General features: G+C 71.1%; 17 protein-coding genes. 8 read left to right on the forward strand and 9 right to left on the reverse strand.

All coding sequences use genetic code 11. The features are described 5' to 3' along the window. Nucleotides 1-15: 15 nt before the first annotated feature. Both gltB and ACM9LD_RS20540 read left to right on the forward strand, forming a co-directional pair. On the forward strand, nucleotides 16-4,623 hold the full coding sequence (gene gltB, locus ACM9LD_RS20535; protein ID WP_415678398.1) for a glutamate synthase large subunit: 4,608 nt from the start codon (nucleotides 16-18) through the stop codon (nucleotides 4,621-4,623). After that, entirely contained in the window at nucleotides 4,616-6,082 is a 1,467-nt protein-coding gene (locus tag ACM9LD_RS20540) for a glutamate synthase subunit beta (RefSeq protein ID WP_415678399.1), read from the forward strand. The genes gltB and ACM9LD_RS20540 overlap by 8 nt, the downstream gene beginning before the upstream one ends. 62 nt (nucleotides 6,083-6,144) lie before the next feature. On the opposite strand, the gene ACM9LD_RS20545 is transcribed toward ACM9LD_RS20540, so the two are convergent. Next, the gene (locus tag ACM9LD_RS20545) at nucleotides 6,145-6,669 is read right to left on the reverse strand and encodes a DUF937 domain-containing protein (protein WP_068526621.1); all 525 of its coding nucleotides are present in this window, start codon (nucleotides 6,667-6,669) and stop codon (nucleotides 6,145-6,147) included. Between the two features lie 198 nt (nucleotides 6,670-6,867). On the opposite strand from ACM9LD_RS20545, the gene ACM9LD_RS20550 reads away from it, so the two are divergent. Beyond that, the gene (locus ACM9LD_RS20550) at nucleotides 6,868-7,008 is read left to right on the forward strand and encodes a hypothetical protein (RefSeq protein ID WP_224644905.1); all 141 of its coding nucleotides are present in this window, start codon (nucleotides 6,868-6,870) and stop codon (nucleotides 7,006-7,008) included. Here the strand turns inward: ACM9LD_RS20550 and ACM9LD_RS20555 are convergent. Beyond that, nucleotides 6,971-7,831: an alpha/beta fold hydrolase gene (locus tag ACM9LD_RS20555; RefSeq protein WP_415678400.1), complete on the reverse strand. Its 861-nt coding sequence runs from the start codon at nucleotides 7,829-7,831 to the stop codon at nucleotides 6,971-6,973. The genes ACM9LD_RS20550 and ACM9LD_RS20555 overlap by 38 nt on opposite strands. A gap of 23 nt (nucleotides 7,832-7,854) precedes the next feature. On the opposite strand from ACM9LD_RS20555, the gene ACM9LD_RS20560 reads away from it, so the two are divergent. Next, nucleotides 7,855-8,082: an RNA-binding S4 domain-containing protein gene (locus ACM9LD_RS20560; RefSeq protein WP_415678426.1), complete on the forward strand. Its 228-nt coding sequence runs from the start codon at nucleotides 7,855-7,857 to the stop codon at nucleotides 8,080-8,082. Between the two features lie 4 nt (nucleotides 8,083-8,086). Here ACM9LD_RS20560 and ACM9LD_RS20565 read toward each other — a convergent pair whose 3' ends face one another. The 3 genes from ACM9LD_RS20565 to ACM9LD_RS20575 are packed head-to-tail and all read right to left on the reverse strand — an operon-like array spanning nucleotide 8,087 to nucleotide 10,281. Beyond that, nucleotides 8,087-8,809, reverse strand: coding sequence for a MerR family transcriptional regulator (locus tag ACM9LD_RS20565; protein WP_415678401.1), 723 nt, complete (start codon nucleotides 8,807-8,809; stop codon nucleotides 8,087-8,089). A 5-nt stretch (nucleotides 8,810-8,814) separates the two neighbouring features. Next, a complete protein-coding gene (rraA, locus tag ACM9LD_RS20570) occupies nucleotides 8,815-9,306 on the reverse strand; it encodes a ribonuclease E activity regulator RraA (RefSeq protein WP_415678402.1) in 492 nt (163 codons plus the stop codon). Between the two features lie 42 nt (nucleotides 9,307-9,348). Then, nucleotides 9,349-10,281, reverse strand: coding sequence for a DUF559 domain-containing protein (locus ACM9LD_RS20575; RefSeq protein ID WP_415678403.1), 933 nt, complete (start codon nucleotides 10,279-10,281; stop codon nucleotides 9,349-9,351). Nucleotides 10,282-10,506: 225 nt separating this feature from the next. On the opposite strand from ACM9LD_RS20575, the gene ACM9LD_RS20580 reads away from it, so the two are divergent. Further along, nucleotides 10,507-12,057, forward strand: coding sequence for a succinic semialdehyde dehydrogenase (locus ACM9LD_RS20580; RefSeq protein ID WP_415678404.1), 1,551 nt, complete (start codon nucleotides 10,507-10,509; stop codon nucleotides 12,055-12,057). A gap of 51 nt (nucleotides 12,058-12,108) precedes the next feature. On the opposite strand, the gene ACM9LD_RS20585 is transcribed toward ACM9LD_RS20580, so the two are convergent. Then, the gene (locus tag ACM9LD_RS20585) at nucleotides 12,109-12,462 is read right to left on the reverse strand and encodes a nuclear transport factor 2 family protein (protein ID WP_336669568.1); all 354 of its coding nucleotides are present in this window, start codon (nucleotides 12,460-12,462) and stop codon (nucleotides 12,109-12,111) included. A gap of 125 nt (nucleotides 12,463-12,587) precedes the next feature. On the opposite strand from ACM9LD_RS20585, the gene ACM9LD_RS20590 reads away from it, so the two are divergent. Next, a complete protein-coding gene (locus tag ACM9LD_RS20590) occupies nucleotides 12,588-13,346 on the forward strand; it encodes a helix-turn-helix domain-containing protein (protein ID WP_415678405.1) in 759 nt (252 codons plus the stop codon). On the opposite strand, the gene ACM9LD_RS20595 is transcribed toward ACM9LD_RS20590, so the two are convergent. Next, nucleotides 13,329-14,255: an SGNH/GDSL hydrolase family protein gene (locus ACM9LD_RS20595; protein WP_415678406.1), complete on the reverse strand. Its 927-nt coding sequence runs from the start codon at nucleotides 14,253-14,255 to the stop codon at nucleotides 13,329-13,331. The two genes, ACM9LD_RS20590 and ACM9LD_RS20595, sit on opposite strands and share 18 nt — an antisense overlap. Before the next feature lie 85 nt (nucleotides 14,256-14,340). Here ACM9LD_RS20595 and ACM9LD_RS20600 point away from each other — a divergent pair, with 85 nt between their 5' ends. Further along, nucleotides 14,341-14,832 (forward strand): hypothetical protein, encoded by a 492-nt coding sequence (locus tag ACM9LD_RS20600; protein WP_415678407.1) that lies wholly within the window; start codon nucleotides 14,341-14,343, stop codon nucleotides 14,830-14,832. A 12-nt stretch (nucleotides 14,833-14,844) separates the two neighbouring features. Here ACM9LD_RS20600 and ACM9LD_RS20605 read toward each other — a convergent pair whose 3' ends face one another. Together ACM9LD_RS20605 and ACM9LD_RS20610 are read right to left on the reverse strand one after the other, a co-directional pair. Continuing rightward, nucleotides 14,845-15,474 carry a VC0807 family protein gene (locus tag ACM9LD_RS20605; RefSeq protein WP_415678408.1) on the reverse strand — a complete coding sequence of 210 codons (630 nt, stop codon included), beginning with the start codon at nucleotides 15,472-15,474 and terminating at the stop codon, nucleotides 14,845-14,847. Continuing rightward, complete coding sequence (locus tag ACM9LD_RS20610) at nucleotides 15,471-16,331, reverse strand: glycosyltransferase family 2 protein (protein WP_415678409.1); 861 nt, start codon at nucleotides 16,329-16,331, stop codon at nucleotides 15,471-15,473. The genes ACM9LD_RS20605 and ACM9LD_RS20610 overlap by 4 nt, the downstream gene beginning before the upstream one ends. 154 nt (nucleotides 16,332-16,485) lie before the next feature. On the opposite strand from ACM9LD_RS20610, the gene ACM9LD_RS20615 reads away from it, so the two are divergent. Beyond that, the gene (locus tag ACM9LD_RS20615; RefSeq protein ID WP_415678410.1) at nucleotides 16,486-17,046 is read left to right on the forward strand and encodes a M15 family metallopeptidase; all 561 of its coding nucleotides are present in this window, start codon (nucleotides 16,486-16,488) and stop codon (nucleotides 17,044-17,046) included.

Genomic DNA, 17,046 nt, shown 5'->3' on the forward strand with positions numbered 1-17,046 from the left:
AGAGGCAGGTATTCGATGAGCCGATTCGTCCCCCCGGGCCCCCAGGGCCTGTACCACCCCGCGAACGAGCATGACGCCTGTGGCGTCGCCTTCGTGGTGGACATGCACGGACGCAAGTCCCGGGACATCGTCGACAAGGCCATCACCGCCCTCGTCAACCTCGAGCACCGCGGTGCCGCGGGCGCCGAGCCCAACACCGGTGACGGCGCGGGCATCCTGATCCAGGTCCCGGACCGGTTCTTCCGCGAGGTCGTGGACTTCGAGCTGCCGCACCAGGGCGCGTACGCCACGGGCATCGCCTTCCTCCCGCAGGCCGCCGCCGAGGCGACCAAGGCCGCCGAGGGCGTCGAGCGCATCGTCGCCGAGGAGGGCCTCACGGTCCTCGGCTGGCGCGACCAGCCCACCGACGACGGCTCGCTGGGCGCGCTCGCCCGCGACGCCATGCCCACCATGCGGCAGGTCTTCATCGCCGGCACGGATTCCGACGGTGCGCCCCTCTCGGGCATGGACCTCGAGCGCCGCTGCTTCGTGATCCGCAAGCGGGTCGAGCGCGAGCTCGGGACCGACGGTGCCGGCGCGGGCTCGCAGGGCGAGGAGTCGGTGTACTTCCCGTCGCTGTCCGGCCAGACCTTCGTCTACAAGGGCATGCTGACCACCCCGCAGCTGCGCGGCTTCTTCGTGGACCTGCAGGACGAGCGCGTCGAGTCGGCCCTCGGCCTGGTGCACTCGCGCTTCTCCACCAACACCTTCCCGAGCTGGCCGCTCGCGCACCCGTACCGACGCGTGGCCCACAACGGTGAGATCAACACCGTCAACGGCAACGAGAACTGGATGCGGGCCCGCGAGGCGCTGCTCGACGTCTCGACCTTCGGCGAGGACGCCGCGGACAAGATCTTCCCGATCTGCACCGAGGGCGGCTCCGACACCGCGCGCTTCGACGAGGTGCTCGAGCTGCTGCACCTCGGCGGCCGCAGCCTGCCGCACGCCGTGCTGATGATGATCCCCGAGGCCTGGGAGCGGCACCAGGACATGGACCCGGCCCGCCGGGCGTTCTACGAGTACCACTCCTCGCTCATGGAGCCGTGGGACGGGCCGGCCTCGGTCTGCTTCACCGACGGCACCGTGATCGGCGCCGTGCTCGACCGCAACGGCCTGCGCCCGTCGCGCATCTGGGTCACCAAGGACGGCCTCGTCGTGCTCGGCTCCGAGGTGGGCGTGCTCGACATCGACCACGCCGACGTGGTCTACAAGACTCGCCTGCAGCCGGGACGCATGTTCCTCGTGGACACCGCGCAGGGCCGCATCGTCTCCGACGAGGAGATCAAGGGCGAGCTCGCCGCCGCCGAGCCCTACCAGGAGTGGCTCGACGAGGGCCTGCTGCGCCTGAAGGATCTGCCGGACCGCCCCCACACCGTGATGGCGCACGACCGGGTGACGCAGCGGCAGCAGATGTTCGGCTACACCACCGAAGAGCTGGACCTCCTGCTCACGCCGATGGCGAAGACCGGCGCCGAGGCGATCGGCTCCATGGGCACCGACACCCCCGTCGCCGTGCTCTCGCTGCGCCCGCGCCTGCTGTTCGACTACTTCCAGCAGCTCTTCGCGCAGGTGACCAACCCGCCGCTCGACGCGATCCGCGAGGAGATCGTGACCGCGCTCGGCGGCACGATCGGCAGCGAGTCCGACCTGCTCAACCCCGCGGCGATCAGCTGCCGCCAGATCCACCTCGAGCAGCCGATCCTCAACAACGACGAGCTGCAGAAGCTGGTCAAGGTCAACGACGACGGCACCCTGCCCGAGTTCCGGTCCGTGGTGATCCCGGGCCTGTACCACGTGGCCGAGGGCGGCAAGGGCCTGCGCGAGGCGCTCGACACCGTGCGCACCCAGGTCTCCGAGGCCATCGACGGCGGCGCGCGCCTGATCGTCCTGTCGGACCGCAACTCCGACCGGCTGCTGGCGCCGATCCCGTCGCTGCTGCTGACCTCCGCCGTGCACCACCACCTGGTGCGCGAGCGCAGCCGCACCAAGGTCGGCCTCATCGTGGAGTCGGGCGACGCCCGCGAGGTGCACCACATGGCGGCCCTCATCGGCTGCGGCGCCGCGGCGGTCAACCCGTACATGGCCTTCGCCACCATCGAGGACATGCACATCCGCGGCGAGCTCAACGGCACTCCGCTGGAGAAGCTCAACGCCAACTACGTCAAGGCGGCCGGCAAGGGCGTGCTCAAGGTGATGTCCAAGATGGGCATCTCGACGCTGGCCTCGTACACCGGCGCCCAGCTGTTCCAGGTGATCGGCCTCTCGCAGGAGGTCGTCGACGAGTTCTTCACCGGCCTGCAGAGCCAGCTCGACGGCATCGGCCTCGACGAGATCGCCGCCGACGTCGCCGCGCGGCACAAGCGCGCCATGAACGACCGCCCCGAGGAGCTGGCGCACCGCGAGCTCGAGGTGGGCGGCGAGTACCAGTGGCGCCGCGAGGGCGAGTACCACCTGTTCAACCCGGACACCGTCTTCAAGCTGCAGCACGCCACGCGCACCGGGCAGTACAAGGTGTTCAAGGAGTACACGAAGCTGGTCGACGACCAGAGCGAGCGGCTCGCGTCGCTGCGCGGCCTGTTCCGCTTCCAGAGCGACCGCCCGTCGATCTCCATCGACGAGGTGGAGCCCGCGAGCGAGATCGTCAAGCGCTTCTCGACCGGCGCCATGAGCTACGGCTCGATCTCGGCCGAGGCGCACGAGACGCTGGCCATCGCCATGAACCGCCTCGGCGGCCGCTCGAACTCCGGTGAGGGCGGCGAGGATCCGCGGCGCTTCACGCCCGACGAGAACGGCGACTTCCGCCGCTCGGCGATCAAGCAGGTCGCCTCGGGCCGGTTCGGCGTGACCTCGCACTACCTGAGCAACTGCACCGACATCCAGATCAAGATGGCGCAGGGCGCGAAGCCCGGCGAGGGCGGCCAGCTGCCCCCGCACAAGGTGTACCCGTGGGTCGCCGAGGTCCGCGGCTCGACTCCCGGCGTCGGCCTGATCTCGCCCCCGCCGCACCACGACATCTACTCGATCGAGGATCTGGCGCAGCTGATCCACGACCTGAAGAACGCGAACCCGCAGGCGCGGATTCACGTGAAACTGGTCTCGGAGATCGGCGTGGGCACCGTCGCCGCCGGCGTCTCGAAGGCGCACGCCGACGTGGTGCTCATCTCGGGCCATGACGGCGGCACCGGCGCCACCCCGCTGACCTCGGTCAAGCACGCGGGCGCGCCCTGGGAGATCGGCCTGGCCGAGACCCAGCAGACGCTGCTGCTCAACGGCCTCCGCGACCGGATCGTCGTGCAGGTCGACGGCCAGCTCAAGACGGGCCGCGACGTCATCATCGCCGCGCTGCTCGGCGGCGAGGAGTTCGGCTTCGCGACCGCGCCGCTGGTGGTCTCCGGCTGCATCATGATGCGCGTGTGCCACCTCGACACCTGCCCCGTGGGCGTGGCGACCCAGAACCCGGTGCTGCGGCGCCGGTTCACCGGCAAGCCCGAGTTCGTGGAGAACTTCTTCCTCTACATCGCGGAGGAGGTCCGCGAGCTGCTCGCCGAGCTGGGCTTCCGCACGCTGCAGGAGGCCGTCGGCCAGTCGCAGATCCTCGACACCACGGCGGCGCAGGCCCACTGGGGCGGCGCCAAGGCCGGCAAGCTGGACCTCTCGCCGATCCTGGCGCAGGTGGACTCGCCGTTCATGAAGCAGGACCTGTACTGCAGCCAGCCGCAGGACCACGGCCTTGAGAAGGCCCTGGACCAGCAGCTGATCTCGCAGGCGCGGGTCGCGGTGGAGACCGGCTCGCCGGTCACCATCGAGACGCCGATCTCCAACGTCAACCGCACCGTGGGCACGATGCTGGGCCACGAGGTGACCAAGGCGCACGGCGCCGACGGCCTCCCCGAGGACACCATCGACATCACCTTCAAGGGCAGCGCGGGCAACAGCTTCGGCGCCTTCGTGCCGAAGGGCATCACGCTGCGCCTCGAGGGCGACGCGAACGACTTCGTGGGCAAGGGGCTCTCGGGCGGCAAGATCGTGGTCCGCCCGGCGCGCAACGCCCCGGAGGAGTTCGTCGCCGCGGACAACATCATCGCGGGCAACGTGATCCTGTTCGGCGCCACCGCCGGCGAGGTCTACCTCAACGGCAAGGCGGGCGAGCGGTTCGCGGTGCGCAACTCGGGCGCCGTCGCGGTGGTCGAGGGCGTGGGCGACCACGGCTGCGAGTACATGACCGGCGGCCGCGTGGTGGTCCTCGGCGACACGGGACGCAACTTCGGCGCCGGCATGTCCGGCGGCGTGGCCTACGTCTACAACGCCGACGGGCAGTTCGAGCGCGACCTCAACACCGAGCTGGTGGAGCTGGAGTCGCTCGACGAGGCCGATATCGACTTCGTCCACGGCGCCGTGACCGACCACTACCGCTACACCGATTCCGCCGTCGCGGAACGGATCCTGGCCAACTGGGCGCGGGAGCGCCAGCTCTTCGCCAAGGTGATGCCGCGCGACTACAAGCGCGTCCTCACCGCCATCAAGCGCGCCGAACTCGACGGCCGCAACATCGACGACGCAGTGATGGAGGCCGCTCGTGGCTGATCCGCAAGGCTTTCTGAAGCACAACTCGCGCGAGACCCCGGTCCGCCGGCCCGTCCCGCTCCGGCTTCTGGACTGGAACGAGGTCTACAAGCCCTTCGACGGGACCACCCTGCGCAAGCAGGCGTCCCGGTGCATGGACTGCGGTATCCCGTTCTGTCACAACGGCTGCCCGCTGGGGAACCTGATCCCCGAGTGGAACACGCTGGCGTACAAGGACCGCTGGTACGACGGCATCGAGCGGCTGCACGCCACGAACAACTTCCCGGAGTTCACCGGGCGGCTGTGCCCCGCGCCCTGCGAGGCGTCGTGCGTGCTGGGCATCAACCAGGATCCCGTCACCATCAAGCAGGTCGAGGTCGAGCTCATCGACAAGGCCTTCGACGAGGGCTGGGTCTCGCCGCAGCACCCCACCAAGCTGACCGGCAAGAAGATCGCCGTCGTCGGCTCGGGCCCGGCGGGCCTCGCGGCGGCGCAGCAGCTCACCCGCGGCGGCCACACCGTGACCGTCTACGAGCGCGCCGATCGGATCGGCGGCCTGCTTCGCTACGGCATCCCCGAGTTCAAGATGGAGAAGCGGCACATCGACCGCCGCCTCGCCCAGATGAACGCCGAGGGCACCGTCTTCAAGACGGGCGTCAACGTGGGCGTCGACGTGACCGTCGAGCAGCTCCGCGAGGACTTCGACGCGGTCGTGCTCGCCAACGGCGCCACCGTGTGGCGCGACCTGCCGATCCCCGGCCGCGAGCTGGACGGCATCCACCAGGCGATGGAGTTCCTGCCCTGGGCCAACCGTGCCGCGGTCGGCGACGACGTCCTCGACGAGAACGGCCTGCCGCCGCTGCACGCCAAGGACAAGAAGGTCGTCATCATCGGCGGCGGCGACACCGGCGCCGACTGCCTGGGCACCTCGCTGCGCCAGGGCGCGACCACCGTGCACCAGTTCGAGATCATGCCGGTCCCGCCGCGCGAGCGCGCCGAGTCGACCCCGTGGCCGACCTACCCGCTCATGTACCGCATCAGCTCGGCCCACGAGGAGGGCGGCGAGCGCGTCTTCTCCGTGAGCACCGAGGAGTTCATCGGCGAGGACGGCAAGGTCACCGGTCTCAAGGCCTACGAGGTGAAGATGGAGGGCGGCCGGTTCGAGAAGGTCGAGGGCACCGACTTCACCCTCGAGGCCGACCTCGTGCTGCTGGCCATGGGCTTCGTCGGCCCGCAGCGCGACGACCTGCTGGACAAGCTGGGCGTCGAGTACAGCGAGCGGGGCAACGTCGCCCGCGGCGACGACTTCCAGTCGACGGTGCCGGGCGTCTTCGTCGCCGGCGACGCCGGCCGCGGCCAGTCTCTCATCGTGTGGGCCATCGCGGAGGGCCGCAGCGCCGCGGCCGCCGTCGACCGCTTCCTCATGGGCGACACCGCGCTGCCCGCACCGATCGTCCCCACCGCCGCACCGCAGCGGTAGCGCACTTCTCGAACGACGAAGGCCGGCCCCCTCGGGGGCCGGCCTTCGGACGTTCGAGCGGGTTACTTGCCCTTGAGCAGGCCGCCCAGGATGCTGCCCAGCACGTTGCCCGCGGCGTTGCCGCCGGCCTGCTGGTTGCCGCCGCCGAGCATGTTGCCCAGGATGCTGCCGAGGACGTCGCCGCCGCTCTGCTGCTGCGGGGCCGGGGCCTGCTCCTGCTGCGGAGCGGCCGCGCCGCCGCTGGTCAGCTTCTTCATGACGAAGCTGATCACGATGGGTGCGAGGATCGGGAGCAGCTGCTTGACCAGGCCGTCGGTGACGCCGGAGGACAGCGGCGCTGCGGCCGCGGCGGCCACGTCGTCGGTCTTCTCGCCGAACAGGCTGGAGACGATCTGCTGGCCGTCGCCGTTGTCGGCGGCCTGGGCGAGATCGGCGGGGGCCTCGGTGGTGTCCTGCGCCTGGAGGCCGGCGAGCAGGGTCGGCACCGTCTGGTTGACGGCCTCCGAGGCGACGTCCTCCGAGACGCCGAGCTGGGCGGCGATATCCGCGAGCGGGATGGACTTGATCAGGTCGTCGAGATCGGACACGGTTCTCCTTGGAGGATGTGTGAGGACGCAAATTGCTGCACGAACCCCCACAGCGTAGCCGCGGCGTGCGCGGGCGCTCGCCGGAACCCGCATGTGAGGAGCGACACGCTTCGGCCCGGAGCGCTGGACCCCGCCGCGCGGGAGGAATACAGTATCTGTAACCAACCGTTCCGCATCGAGATCGCACCGGAGACCGTCGTGAAGCTGCACCGTCGCACCACCCTGCTGGGCTCGAAGGCGATCTCCCGGTTGCGGAACCGCCGACTCGCGCGCACGCTCGCCGAGGACGGCGAGCGCCTCGTCACCGCGTCGGACCTGCGGGTTCTGCGGGTCGGCTAGTCGCGTCCAGGATCAGCGCCGCCGTCTGCGCGGGCTGATCGACCATGGCCTGGTGCCCGCTCGGCGCGATCACCGCGAACCGCGCGTGCAGCACGTCCGCCAGCCCCTGCTGCTGCTCCAGCCAGTGCGTCGCCCACGGGGTGCGCCGCCCGGCGAACGCCGCGGCCACCGTCCACGGGACGCCGGCCGGGAGCGGCGTCCGCTCCCGCAGATCGGCCAGCTCGTGCGCCAGCACGGGGTAGCGGCCGTTCTCCAGGAACGCGGCGCGGAAGTAGGCCTCGGAGGAGAGGATCTCCGCGTACTCGGGCGGCGGCGCGCCCGCGCCCAGCATCCGGTGCACCAGCGGGCCGAACAGGTTCATCCGTACCGCGGCCGCGGCGTCGGCCGAGCGCAGGAGCGCGGCGTCGCGCAGCTCGCCCGGCACCACCCAGCGGGGAGAGGTCTCGACGCTGCCGTCCAGGAGGACGGATCCCGCTGTGCGGTGCGGGTGTTCGCGGGCGAAGGCTTCGACGTAGAAGCTGGCCATCGAATGCCCGACCATCACCGCCGCGTCGATGTCCAACGCGTCCAACAGCTCGCGCAGCCGGGTGACCTCGGAGTCCAGGGTGGGGACGGCACCGTCGGGCCAGGGATCGGAGAGGCCGTACCCGGGCCGGTCCAGGCGGACGACGGTGCGGCTCGCGGTCAGGAGCTCCGTGACCGCGTCCCAGTCGAACCAGTTCCCGGCCAGGCCGGAGCTGAGCACGACGGGCGGGCCGCTCGCCGGGGCGATCGGTTCGTCGACCACCACGTGGGTGCGGGTACCCGCCAGATCGAGCAGCACACCGGCGAGGATAGTCGGGCATGATGGGTCGCGTGAGTGAGGCGATCGACGTGACCATCTCCGACGACGTGATCCGGCTGGGGCAGTTCCTCAAACTGGCGGGTCTCATCGACTCGGGGTCCGAGGCCAAGGCGGTGATCGCCGAGGGCGAGGTGGCGGTGAACGGCGAGGTCGACCTGCGTCGTGGCCGGCAGCTCGCGGTGGGTGACGTGGTGGAGGTCTTCGGGCGGTCCGCCCGCGTGGCGCGCTGAGCCGTCAGTCTTCGCGTGCGGCCGCGGCTGCGACTCGGCCGAGCACCTGCAGCTGCGCCGGGTTGTACAGCTCGGTCAGCGCGGCGAGGATCACGCGCTGCGCCGTGCGCTGATCGTGCCCGCCCTCGTCGGACCAGACGCCCAGGTCGGGGAAGTCCGTCACCTGCCGCAGGACGTCGGGGACGAGGCGGGCGACGAGATCGTCGATGCTGGCCTCGTCCGCGTCGGCGCGGAGGTGGTCGAAGTCGTCGGCCGCGTCGGTCCGGCTGTACGTCGTCAGCATGCGTGCGTACTCCTCGGCGCGGGTCGGCCCCACGAGCTGGGCGAGGACGGCGCTGAACTTGCGGTCCGCGGGGGAGAGGTTCCGGGCCGTCGCCGCCGCGGAGAGCTCGGGCGGCAGGTCCGACGGTGCCGTCGACGTGCGCAGCGCGCGCAGGTCCTCGCGGATCGCCTGCAGCCGTTCGATGTCGGCGGCCAGCTTGTCATCGAGCTCGGCGGCCGCCGCGTCGTCCACATCGTCGGCGTCCATCGCGGCGATCTGCGCGAGGCTGAAGCCCAGCCCCGTCATGCGGCGGATCCAGACCAGCCGCACCAGGTGCTCGACGCCGTAGGTCTTGTAGCCGTTGGACCGTCGCGCGGGCTCGTCCAGCAGCCCGACGTAGTGGTAATGCCGCACGGTGCGCAGGCTGGTCCCCGCCAGCTCAGCGACCTCGCGCGTGCTCCACATCGTTCTTACCGGAGGACGATGCCGTCCTCGTCGCTGAAAAGCGTGTCGCCCGGGTTGAACGTCACGCCGCCGAAGGTGAGCGGGATGTCGCGCTGGCCCTCCGCGGTCTTGGTGGACTTGCGCGGGTTGGTGCCGAGCGCCTTCACGCCGATGTCGAGCGTGCCGATCACGGCGGCGTCGCGGACCGCGCCGTAGGCCACGATGCCGGCCCAGCCGTTGCCGCGGCCGAGCTCGGCGATGAGGTCGCCGACCAGCGCGGTGTGCAGTGAGGGGACGCCGTTCTCGTCGGAGCCGTCGATGACCAGCACGCGGCCCTCGCCGGGCTCGCCCAGGATCGACTTGAGCAGCGCGTTGTCCTGGAAGCACTTCACCGTGACGACCTCGCCGGCGAACTGCTTGCGGCCGCCGAACTGACGGAACTGCGTGTCGCAGCTGCGCACGTCGGGGCCGATCTCGTCGACCAGGTCCGCGGTGGGGGTGAACTGCACGTTGCTCATATTCACAAGGCTATCGCCTCGTGAATCCGGCTGATTCCGGGGTCACGAGGCCAGATCCGGCTTCGTATCGTCCGCACCTGCCGGTTTCACGACCCGGACGACGCCGACGTGCCGGTCGGTGCGGACGATGTCGAGGATCTCGGCAAGGATCGCGTCCCAATTCCCGATGACCTCGGAGTAGTCGAACCGCATCACGCGGTAGTCGCCGCGCGTGGCGGTCCGGTCGCGCCTGTTGTCCACGAGCCGTTGGGCGCCGCTGTGGTGGTCGGTGCTGTCGCATTCGATGATGAGTTTGTCGCCGACGAGCAGGTCCACCCGGCCGAGTTCTGCAATCGTCTGCTGGCTGCGCACGCGGATGTGCAGGCAGGTCAGGCGGTACCGGACCAGCGACTCGGTGCCGGAGCCGGCCAGCGGGTCCAGGTACTTCAGCAGCCGCCTCGTGGCCTTCGGGGCGCCCGCGAAGATCTCCTCGAGGTCTTGGAGACTGTAGGGATCGGGCTTGCGCAGAAGCGAGTCGAGCACCGCCACGAACTCGTCGGCGTCGAGGCAGTTCGCCGCGCAGCGCAGAGCGGTGGGTAGGTCGTCGACGGCGCGGGCCGGCGAGGGGAGCCGCAGGTACGCGTCGCAGTCCTCGTGCGATCGCGTCCGCCGATGTCGTTCGCGCCGCAGATGGGTCTTCGACTTGGACAGCGTGGCCTTGGCAGTCTGTGGGGATCTGCGTGGCGGGATCCAGACGCCGGGGCGGAACGCCAGTGCGGAGACGCAGGTGATCACGGCGCCGCCTTTCACTGCAGCGACGACCGCGGTGTTCGCTCCGGGGAAGCGGTACCAGCCCCGACGGATCACGACGATGTCGCCCAGGTGGCGAAGGCGCTCGATCTCCGTGGAGTCGGCGCCCGCACGCAGCGCCGCTCGGCGGAAGAAGACGCCGCCGTCCGGAGCGGCCAGCGCCTGCAGGATCTCGATGGTGTGCATGGAACCCAGCGTGACGCTGGCGTAGGACTGGAAGTGCTCGTCGGGAGCGCCGTTGTGGAGAAAACACGTTTCGTACGCTCAGCTGTGGAGGAAGCCGTCGTGAAGTCGGAGGACTAGCAGGTCAGGAAGCCGATTCTGGCTTCGTCGCCCAGAATTCTGACGCAATCACGAGCGTCGGGCGGCGACACTATTGAGTGCGCATCAACAAGCGGGTAATCTGGCGTCATGCCAGCACCTACCCAGGCCACGTTCGACCGTCTTCGCGCCCTCGCGGCGATCGACCACCCGGAGCAGCGCGAGTCGCGCGACGTCCTCGAGGCGTTCTCCGGCGAGAAGGTGACCACGATCCCCGTGGGCACCGTGGAGGACGTGGAGAAGGCCTTCGAGCGGGCCCGCCTCGCACAGAAGCAGTGGGCGGCCCGTAGCGCCAAGGACCGCGCGGCCGTGCTGCTCAAGTTCGCCGACCTGGTGAACGATCACCGCGCCGAGCTCATGGACATGGTGCAGCTGGAGACCGGCAAGGCCCGCCAGTACGCCCAGGAGGAGTCGCTGGACGTCGCGATGACGGCCCGCTGGTACGGCAAGAACGCGCCGAAGATCCTGGCGGAGAAGAGCACCGACGGCATGCTGCCGGTGTTCACCAAGACCCGCGTGCGCTACCAGCCCAAGGGCGTCGTCGGCGTGATCGCGCCGTGGAACTACCCCATCACCCTCGCCGTCTCCGACGGTGTCGCCGCGCTGGCCGCCGGCAACGCCGTCGTGCTCAAGCCCGATTCGCAGACCCCGTACTGCGCCCTCGCGGCCGTCGAGCTGCTGTACCGCGCCGGCCTGCCGCGCGACCTGTTCGCCGTGGTCCCCGGCCCCGGCGGCGTCGTGGGCACCGCGATCGTCGAGCGCGCCGACTACCTCATGTTCACCGGGTCCTCCGCCACCGGCGCCACGCTCGCCGAGCAGTGCGGCAAGCGCCTCATCGGCTTCTCCGCCGAGCTGGGCGGCAAGAACCCCATGGTGGTCACCAAGGACGCCGACATCGCGCACACGGCCGACGGTGCCGCCCGCGCCGCGTTCTCGAACTCGGGGCAGCTGTGCATCTCGATCGAGCGGATCTACGTCGAGCGGGCGATCGCCGACGAGTTCGCCCGCGCCTTCGCCGAGCGCACCGCTGCGCTCGCGCTGGGTGCCGGCTACGACTTCGAGAACGAGATGGGCTCGCTCGCGTCGAAGTCGCAGATCGATACCGTCGCCGCGCATGTGGACGACGCGGTTGCCAAGGGCGCGACGGTGCTCGCCGGCGGCAAGGCCCGCCCCGACCTCGGCCCGTTCTTCTACGAGCCGACCGTGCTCAAGGACGTGCCGGAGGAGGCCGTCTGCTTCAAGTCGGAGACCTTCGGCCCGCTGGTCTCGATCTACCCCGTCGACTCCATCGACGAGGCCGTCGAGAAGGCCAACGACACCGAGTACGGCCTCAACGCCAGCGTTTTCGCCGGATCGTCCAAGCAGGCCCAGGAGATCGCCGAGCGGATCAACGCCGGCACCGTCAACATCAACGAGGGCTACGCCGCCGCGTGGGGCTCCACCGCCGCGCCGATGGGCGGCATGGGCATCTCGGGCGTCGGACGCCGCCACGGCACCGAGGGCCTGCTCAAGTACTGCGAGTCGAAGACCATCGCGCAGCAGCGGATCATCGGCATCGGCGGCATCAAGGGCGTGCCGCGCAACGTCTTCCTGAACGTCGTCCCGTCGGCGATCAAGGCGCTCAAGCTGATCGGCCGGTAGCCCGGCACCCGGCGATGGCCCCCTCCACGCGGAGGGGGCCATCGTCGTCCGTCAGGCGGGGACGCGGTCCAGGAAGCCGGCGACGGTGGCGATGCGCCCGTCGGCGTCGACGGTCACCACGTCGAAGCCGATGACCGGCGGCTCCGCGCCCGCGGGGCCGAGGCCCCACTGGAACCGGACCTGGCCGTGATGCGCGTCGGGCTCGCCGACGAGGGTGAACTCGAAGCCGGGGAACTGCTCGTGCACGCCGGCGACGACGGCGCCGATGGCCTCGGTCCCGGCGACCTCCGCCATCGGGTCGGTGTACGTGGCCCCGGGCGCCCAGTGCCGCGCGAGCAGGTCGCGGCGGGCCTGCGGGTCGGTGCTGTTCCAGGTGGCGAGGTAGGCGTCGACGACGTGGTTCATGATGTCCTCCAGGTGGTCTCGGTCAGTTCGATGGGAGCGACGCCGAGTCTGCCGCCGATCGCGGGCCGTGGCGATTACCTCGGAGGTAATGGTGGCGCCTCACCGGCGCGGATAGATTCGCGGGCATGACGACGATCGAGGTGGGTCCGCTCCTGCGCACCTGGCGGCAGCGGCGGCGGCTCAGCCAGCTCGAACTCGCGAGCCGCGCCGAGGTCAGCGGGCGGCACCTGAGCTTCGTCGAGACGGGGCGGTCGCGGCCGAGCGCCGAGATGATCCTGCGACTCGCCGACCACCTGGAGGTGCCGCCCCGCGAGCGCGACGCCCTCCTCGTGGCGGGCGGTTTCGCCCCGCGGCACGACAGCCCGGCGGACGCCGCGGGCGTGCTGGCATCGTTCCGCACCCTGCTCGACGCGCACGCGCCCTATCCGGCCGTCCTCCTCGACCGGTACTGGGACCTGGTGGACGCCAACGACGCGGTTGCTCCGCTGCTCGCCGGCTGCGCGCCGCACCTGCTGGAGCCGCCGGTCAACGTCGTCCGCCTGAGCCTGCACCCCGACGGGCTCGCGCCGCGCATCGTCGACCTCGGGGCCTGGCGCGAGCACCTGCTGCACCAGGTGGCCGCGCGCGCCGACCGGACCGCCGACCCGCGGCTGGCGGCGCTCCTCGCCGAGTGCCGCGGGTACCCGGGCGGCGGCCCGGCACTCGCGCCGTCCGGGCCCGTCGTCGAGCTCGTCCTCCGCATGCCCGACGGTGCGCCGCTGCGACTGTTCAGCGTGGTCAGCGCCGTGCTCACGCCGCACGACGCCACCGTCGACGAGCTGCACCTGGAGACCTTCCTGCCCGCCGACGAGGCCACGCGGGAGCGGCTACAGGCGCGGGCCTGACGCCCGCACGGCGGCGGTGACCGCGGTGGCGACCGCCTCGCCCTCCTCGGGGAAGGGGTGCAGCGCGGCGGCGCGGGGCACCTCGTCGACGCCGTTGATCCACGGGCGCGCGCTGCACAGCTCGTGGCCCTTCGACGGTGCCTCCATGTCGACGTACTCGGCGCGGGCGTTCACGGCGGCCCGCCGGACGGCGCTGTTGAGCCGCTCGGTGAGGATGCTGCGCATCCACGGGATCGAGGCGGAGCGGAAGGGGGCGATCGTGGCGCAGGTCCGGTCGCCGGCGAAGACGGCGGGGTAGCCCACCACGAGGATCCGCGCCCGCGGCGAGCGCTCGCGGACGGCGCGGATGATGCGCTCGTTCGCCGCGGTGATCTGCGCGAGACGGGAGGCGACGGCACCGTCGGACAGGCGGGCCGGGCGGGTGCGCTGATCGGCGGTGCAGCGGACCGCGGCCGATCGCGGTGCCACCGCGCAGGATTCGAGGATGCTCGAGTAGAGGTCGCCGTCGTTGCCGCCGAGGGAGACGGTGACGAGCGTCGTGGCGGGGGTGATCCCGTCGAGCTGTGGCGCGGCGTCGTAGTAGCCGGTCTTGGCGGAGCCGGCGTGCTGGCTCGCGAAGGCGTCCCGCGTCTTGGCGCCGCCGCAGGTGTTGTCCCGCAGCGCGTCCGGAGCGAGGCCCAGCGACGCGGCCACCAGCTTCGGGTAGGTGTGCGTGGACCGTCCGCAGGCGCGCTCCTGCTGCGAAGCGCCGACGGTGGCGTCGGCGGGGAGGGAGGAGTAGGAATCGCCGAGCGCGACGTAAGTGGGGGCGGCCGGGGCCGCGTGCGCCGGCGCGGCGCCGACCACGGCCGTCGTGGCGAGGACCGCCGCGCCGAGCAGGGACAGGGACGGGCGGGCGCGCATCGACATGCCGCCACTGTATTGCGCGCGGCCACGGCCCGCAGCCCGTCGAAAACCGGTTGCGGCGGCCCGGCGTGCGACGCACCCTGGAGGCATGGAGGTCACGTTCGTCAAGCGCCGGAACGGGTACGACGTGCGGATCACGCGCGCGAAGGGCCCGGAGCTGGCGCCCCGCGGCGGTCCGGGCGGTCGGCCGCCGGTGCCGCACGACGCGGCGCACCTCATCGTCGAGGCCGAGGCGGGCCTGCGCGGCGGGGTCTTCGGTCGGATCGCCGACGCCAACGGCCTCGACGGGCTGTTCTGGCCCGCCGACCCGGGGGAGCGGCGCAAGGCGTCCCGCCGCAAGCGGCAGCCGACGGCCGCGCAGTCCGCGGACATGGCGCGCTCGGAGTACCTCGCGTCGCTGACCGCGGCGGTCTGGGAGGTGGAGCGCGGGCACCGGAAGCCGGAGCCCGCGTGGCCCGGCGTCCTCGAGGACGCGGACATCGATCCCGCCCTGTGCGAGCGGATCTTCGCCCGCTACGACGACTTCGCCCCGCGCTGGGCGGCGCTCCCCGACGGGGGCGAGCTCACGCTGCGCTGGTGATCGCGCCCGGCCTCAGGCCGGGCGAGGATCCACTGGACGACGGAGTTCCGCGCGCAGGGGCCGGTCCGCCAGCTTGATGACGAGCAAGGCCAGCGGGACGAGGACGAAGCCGATCACCGGCCCGACGAGGACCACGGTGTCGATCGGGTAGTGCAGCGCGAGGTACAGGCCGGCCGACGATCCGGTGACCGCGGTGACGGCGCAGACCACGCTCATCCACCGGATCCGGCTGCGGAACCGCGGAGACTCATCCAGGCAGCGGTCCCACGCCGTCGGTTCGACCTTGAGCGCCTTCACGTACATCGGCCCGAGGATGCTCGCCACGAGCGGCCTGCGGGTGAACGCCGATACGAGGAAGTACGCCGCCGCGAAGAAGCCGTCGATGGACTGTGCCGCAAGGGCGATCCGCGGCTCACCGGTGACGAGCGACGGTATGAGGGCCACCGCGAGGATGGCGGTCGTGAACAGCTCCAGCTGCCCGACCTGGCGCGTGACGAGCATCCGCCAGGTCACGATCACCAGGCCCGTGACGATGCCGAGCACGACGCCGGTCAGCTGCGAGAGGCCGCCCAGGCGGGTGACGCTGAAGTAGGCGATGACCGGGAGGAGCCCGCCCAGGATCGCCGGGGGTGGTCGCTTCACGGTCGCTCGCGCTCCGTCCCGGTGCTTCGGAAGACGTTCCGCAGCGCGAAGCCGCCGTCGCCGGTGCCGCGCAGGACGGCGAGCCGCGCCGCGTGGAAGCCGACGGTCAGCGGGAGCGCGGCCGTCAGCCAGGTGGCCGTTCCCCGTCGGCCGTGGATCCAGAACGTGCGGGGCAGGTACGCGGCGTACGTCGCGTAACTGCCGACACCGGTGTAGAAGCGGCGGGGCGAGACCTCCACCACGACGTCCCGGATCAGCGCGCACTCCCCGCCCGAGTCCTGGACGCAGAGGGCGATGTCGACGTCCTCGAAGACGTCTCGGCGCATCGCGACGTGCGGCCGTATCCGGCGCCACGTCTCGGCGCGGAAGGCCATGCTCGGGCCGAAGCAGTAGCTCACCCGCTGCGCGCGCTTCTCGTTGCGCCCGAACGGGTCGTTCCACTTGTTCAGCGCGGATTGGAATCGCCGGCCGGGGAGCCCGCGGAACTCTCCGAGGGTGGAGACGACGTCGAAGCCGCGGCCGTCGTCGGAGTCGAAGAACGTGCGCAGGCGCCGTGCCCACCCCGGAGCGACGACGGTGTCCGCGTCGATCCGGGCGATCACCGACGACGTGGCGGCGTCGAGCCCCGCGTTGCGGGCCCACACCAGGCCCTGTCGGGTCTCGCGGATCAGTTTCACGACGGGGTTCGCCGCGGCGGTGGCCTCCACCAGGGCGACGGTGCGGTCTGTCGAGTTGTTGTCGACCACGATGATCTCGTCGATCTCGGAGCCTTCGGCGAGCAGTCGTTCGAGGCATTCCTCGATGACCTCGTCCTCGTTGTAGGCGGGAACGACAACAGTCAATGTGCTCTCTGCCATGGCGAAACGCTACGTCCGCCTCGGGACCGTCGCAGCGCGGCGACCGGTGAGACTACTCACAGGTCGCCGGCGCTGTGGCGTTTGAAACACAACCGGGACGGGACCGAGGACCGTCGGCGACGGTACCGGGACGTGAGCGGCCCATCGTGAGGACATGGCTCATGTACTCACGAAATCGGCTGCCGCGCTGGTCGTCCTCGTCGCCGTGGCGGCGGTGATCGCGGCGTGCTCGGAAGCGCTCCCGGGGATACCGGGAGGGGTGGAGACGGGCACCGTCGGGCAGCTTGGGGAGGCCGACGGGGTGGTGCTGGATCGGGTGGCGGTCGATGCGGATGTGCCGGCGGTGACGAGGCTCGATCCGAAGCTGCGCACGGCGATTCGGTCGGCTGCACGCGCCGCGGCGCGGGAGGGCGTCGCGATGCACCTGACGTCGGGGTGGCGGTCGAAGCGGTATCAGCAGTTCCTCTACGACGATGCGGTGCGGCGTGACGGTGCGGAGGAGGCGGCGCGGTTGGTCGCGACCCCGTCGACCTCGGAGCACGTGACGGGCGATGCGGTGGACGTGGGGCCGACGGAGGCCGCGTACTGGATGGACCGCTATTCGGAGCGGTTCGGGTTGTGCCGCACGTACGCGAACGAGGTGTGGCACTACGAGCTGCGGGCCGGGCGGGCGTGCCCGGAGATGGTGTCCGACGCCTCCGCGCGGCAGCGATGA

This window comes from Tsukamurella hominis, from assembly GCF_965137015.1.
Taxonomy (GTDB): Bacteria; Actinomycetota; Actinomycetes; order Mycobacteriales; family Mycobacteriaceae; genus Tsukamurella; species Tsukamurella hominis.

Bases quoted from the DNA above. Each gene is read 5' to 3' on its own strand.
- ACM9LD_RS20595 (WP_415678406.1), bottom strand. From the start codon at position 14,255: ATGTCGATGCGCGCCCGCCCGTCCCTGTCCCTGCTCGGCGCGGCGGTC.
- ACM9LD_RS20580 (WP_415678404.1), top strand. From the start codon at position 10,507: ATGCCAGCACCTACCCAGGCCACGTTCGACCGTCTTCGCGCCCTCGCG.
- gltB (WP_415678398.1), top strand. From the start codon at position 16: ATGAGCCGATTCGTCCCCCCGGGCCCCCAGGGCCTGTACCACCCCGCG.
- ACM9LD_RS20560 (WP_415678426.1), top strand. From the start codon at position 7,855: ATGGGTCGCGTGAGTGAGGCGATCGACGTGACCATCTCCGACGACGTG.
- ACM9LD_RS20600 (WP_415678407.1), top strand. From the start codon at position 14,341: ATGGAGGTCACGTTCGTCAAGCGCCGGAACGGGTACGACGTGCGGATC.
- ACM9LD_RS20585 (WP_336669568.1), bottom strand. From the start codon at position 12,462: ATGAACCACGTCGTCGACGCCTACCTCGCCACCTGGAACAGCACCGAC.
- rraA (WP_415678402.1), bottom strand. From the start codon at position 9,306: ATGAGCAACGTGCAGTTCACCCCCACCGCGGACCTGGTCGACGAGATC.
- ACM9LD_RS20615 (WP_415678410.1), top strand. From the start codon at position 16,486: ATGGCTCATGTACTCACGAAATCGGCTGCCGCGCTGGTCGTCCTCGTC.
- ACM9LD_RS20565 (WP_415678401.1), bottom strand. From the start codon at position 8,809: ATGTGGAGCACGCGCGAGGTCGCTGAGCTGGCGGGGACCAGCCTGCGC.
- ACM9LD_RS20575 (WP_415678403.1), bottom strand. From the start codon at position 10,281: ATGCACACCATCGAGATCCTGCAGGCGCTGGCCGCTCCGGACGGCGGC.
- ACM9LD_RS20610 (WP_415678409.1), bottom strand. From the start codon at position 16,331: ATGGCAGAGAGCACATTGACTGTTGTCGTTCCCGCCTACAACGAGGAC.
- ACM9LD_RS20590 (WP_415678405.1), top strand. From the start codon at position 12,588: ATGACGACGATCGAGGTGGGTCCGCTCCTGCGCACCTGGCGGCAGCGG.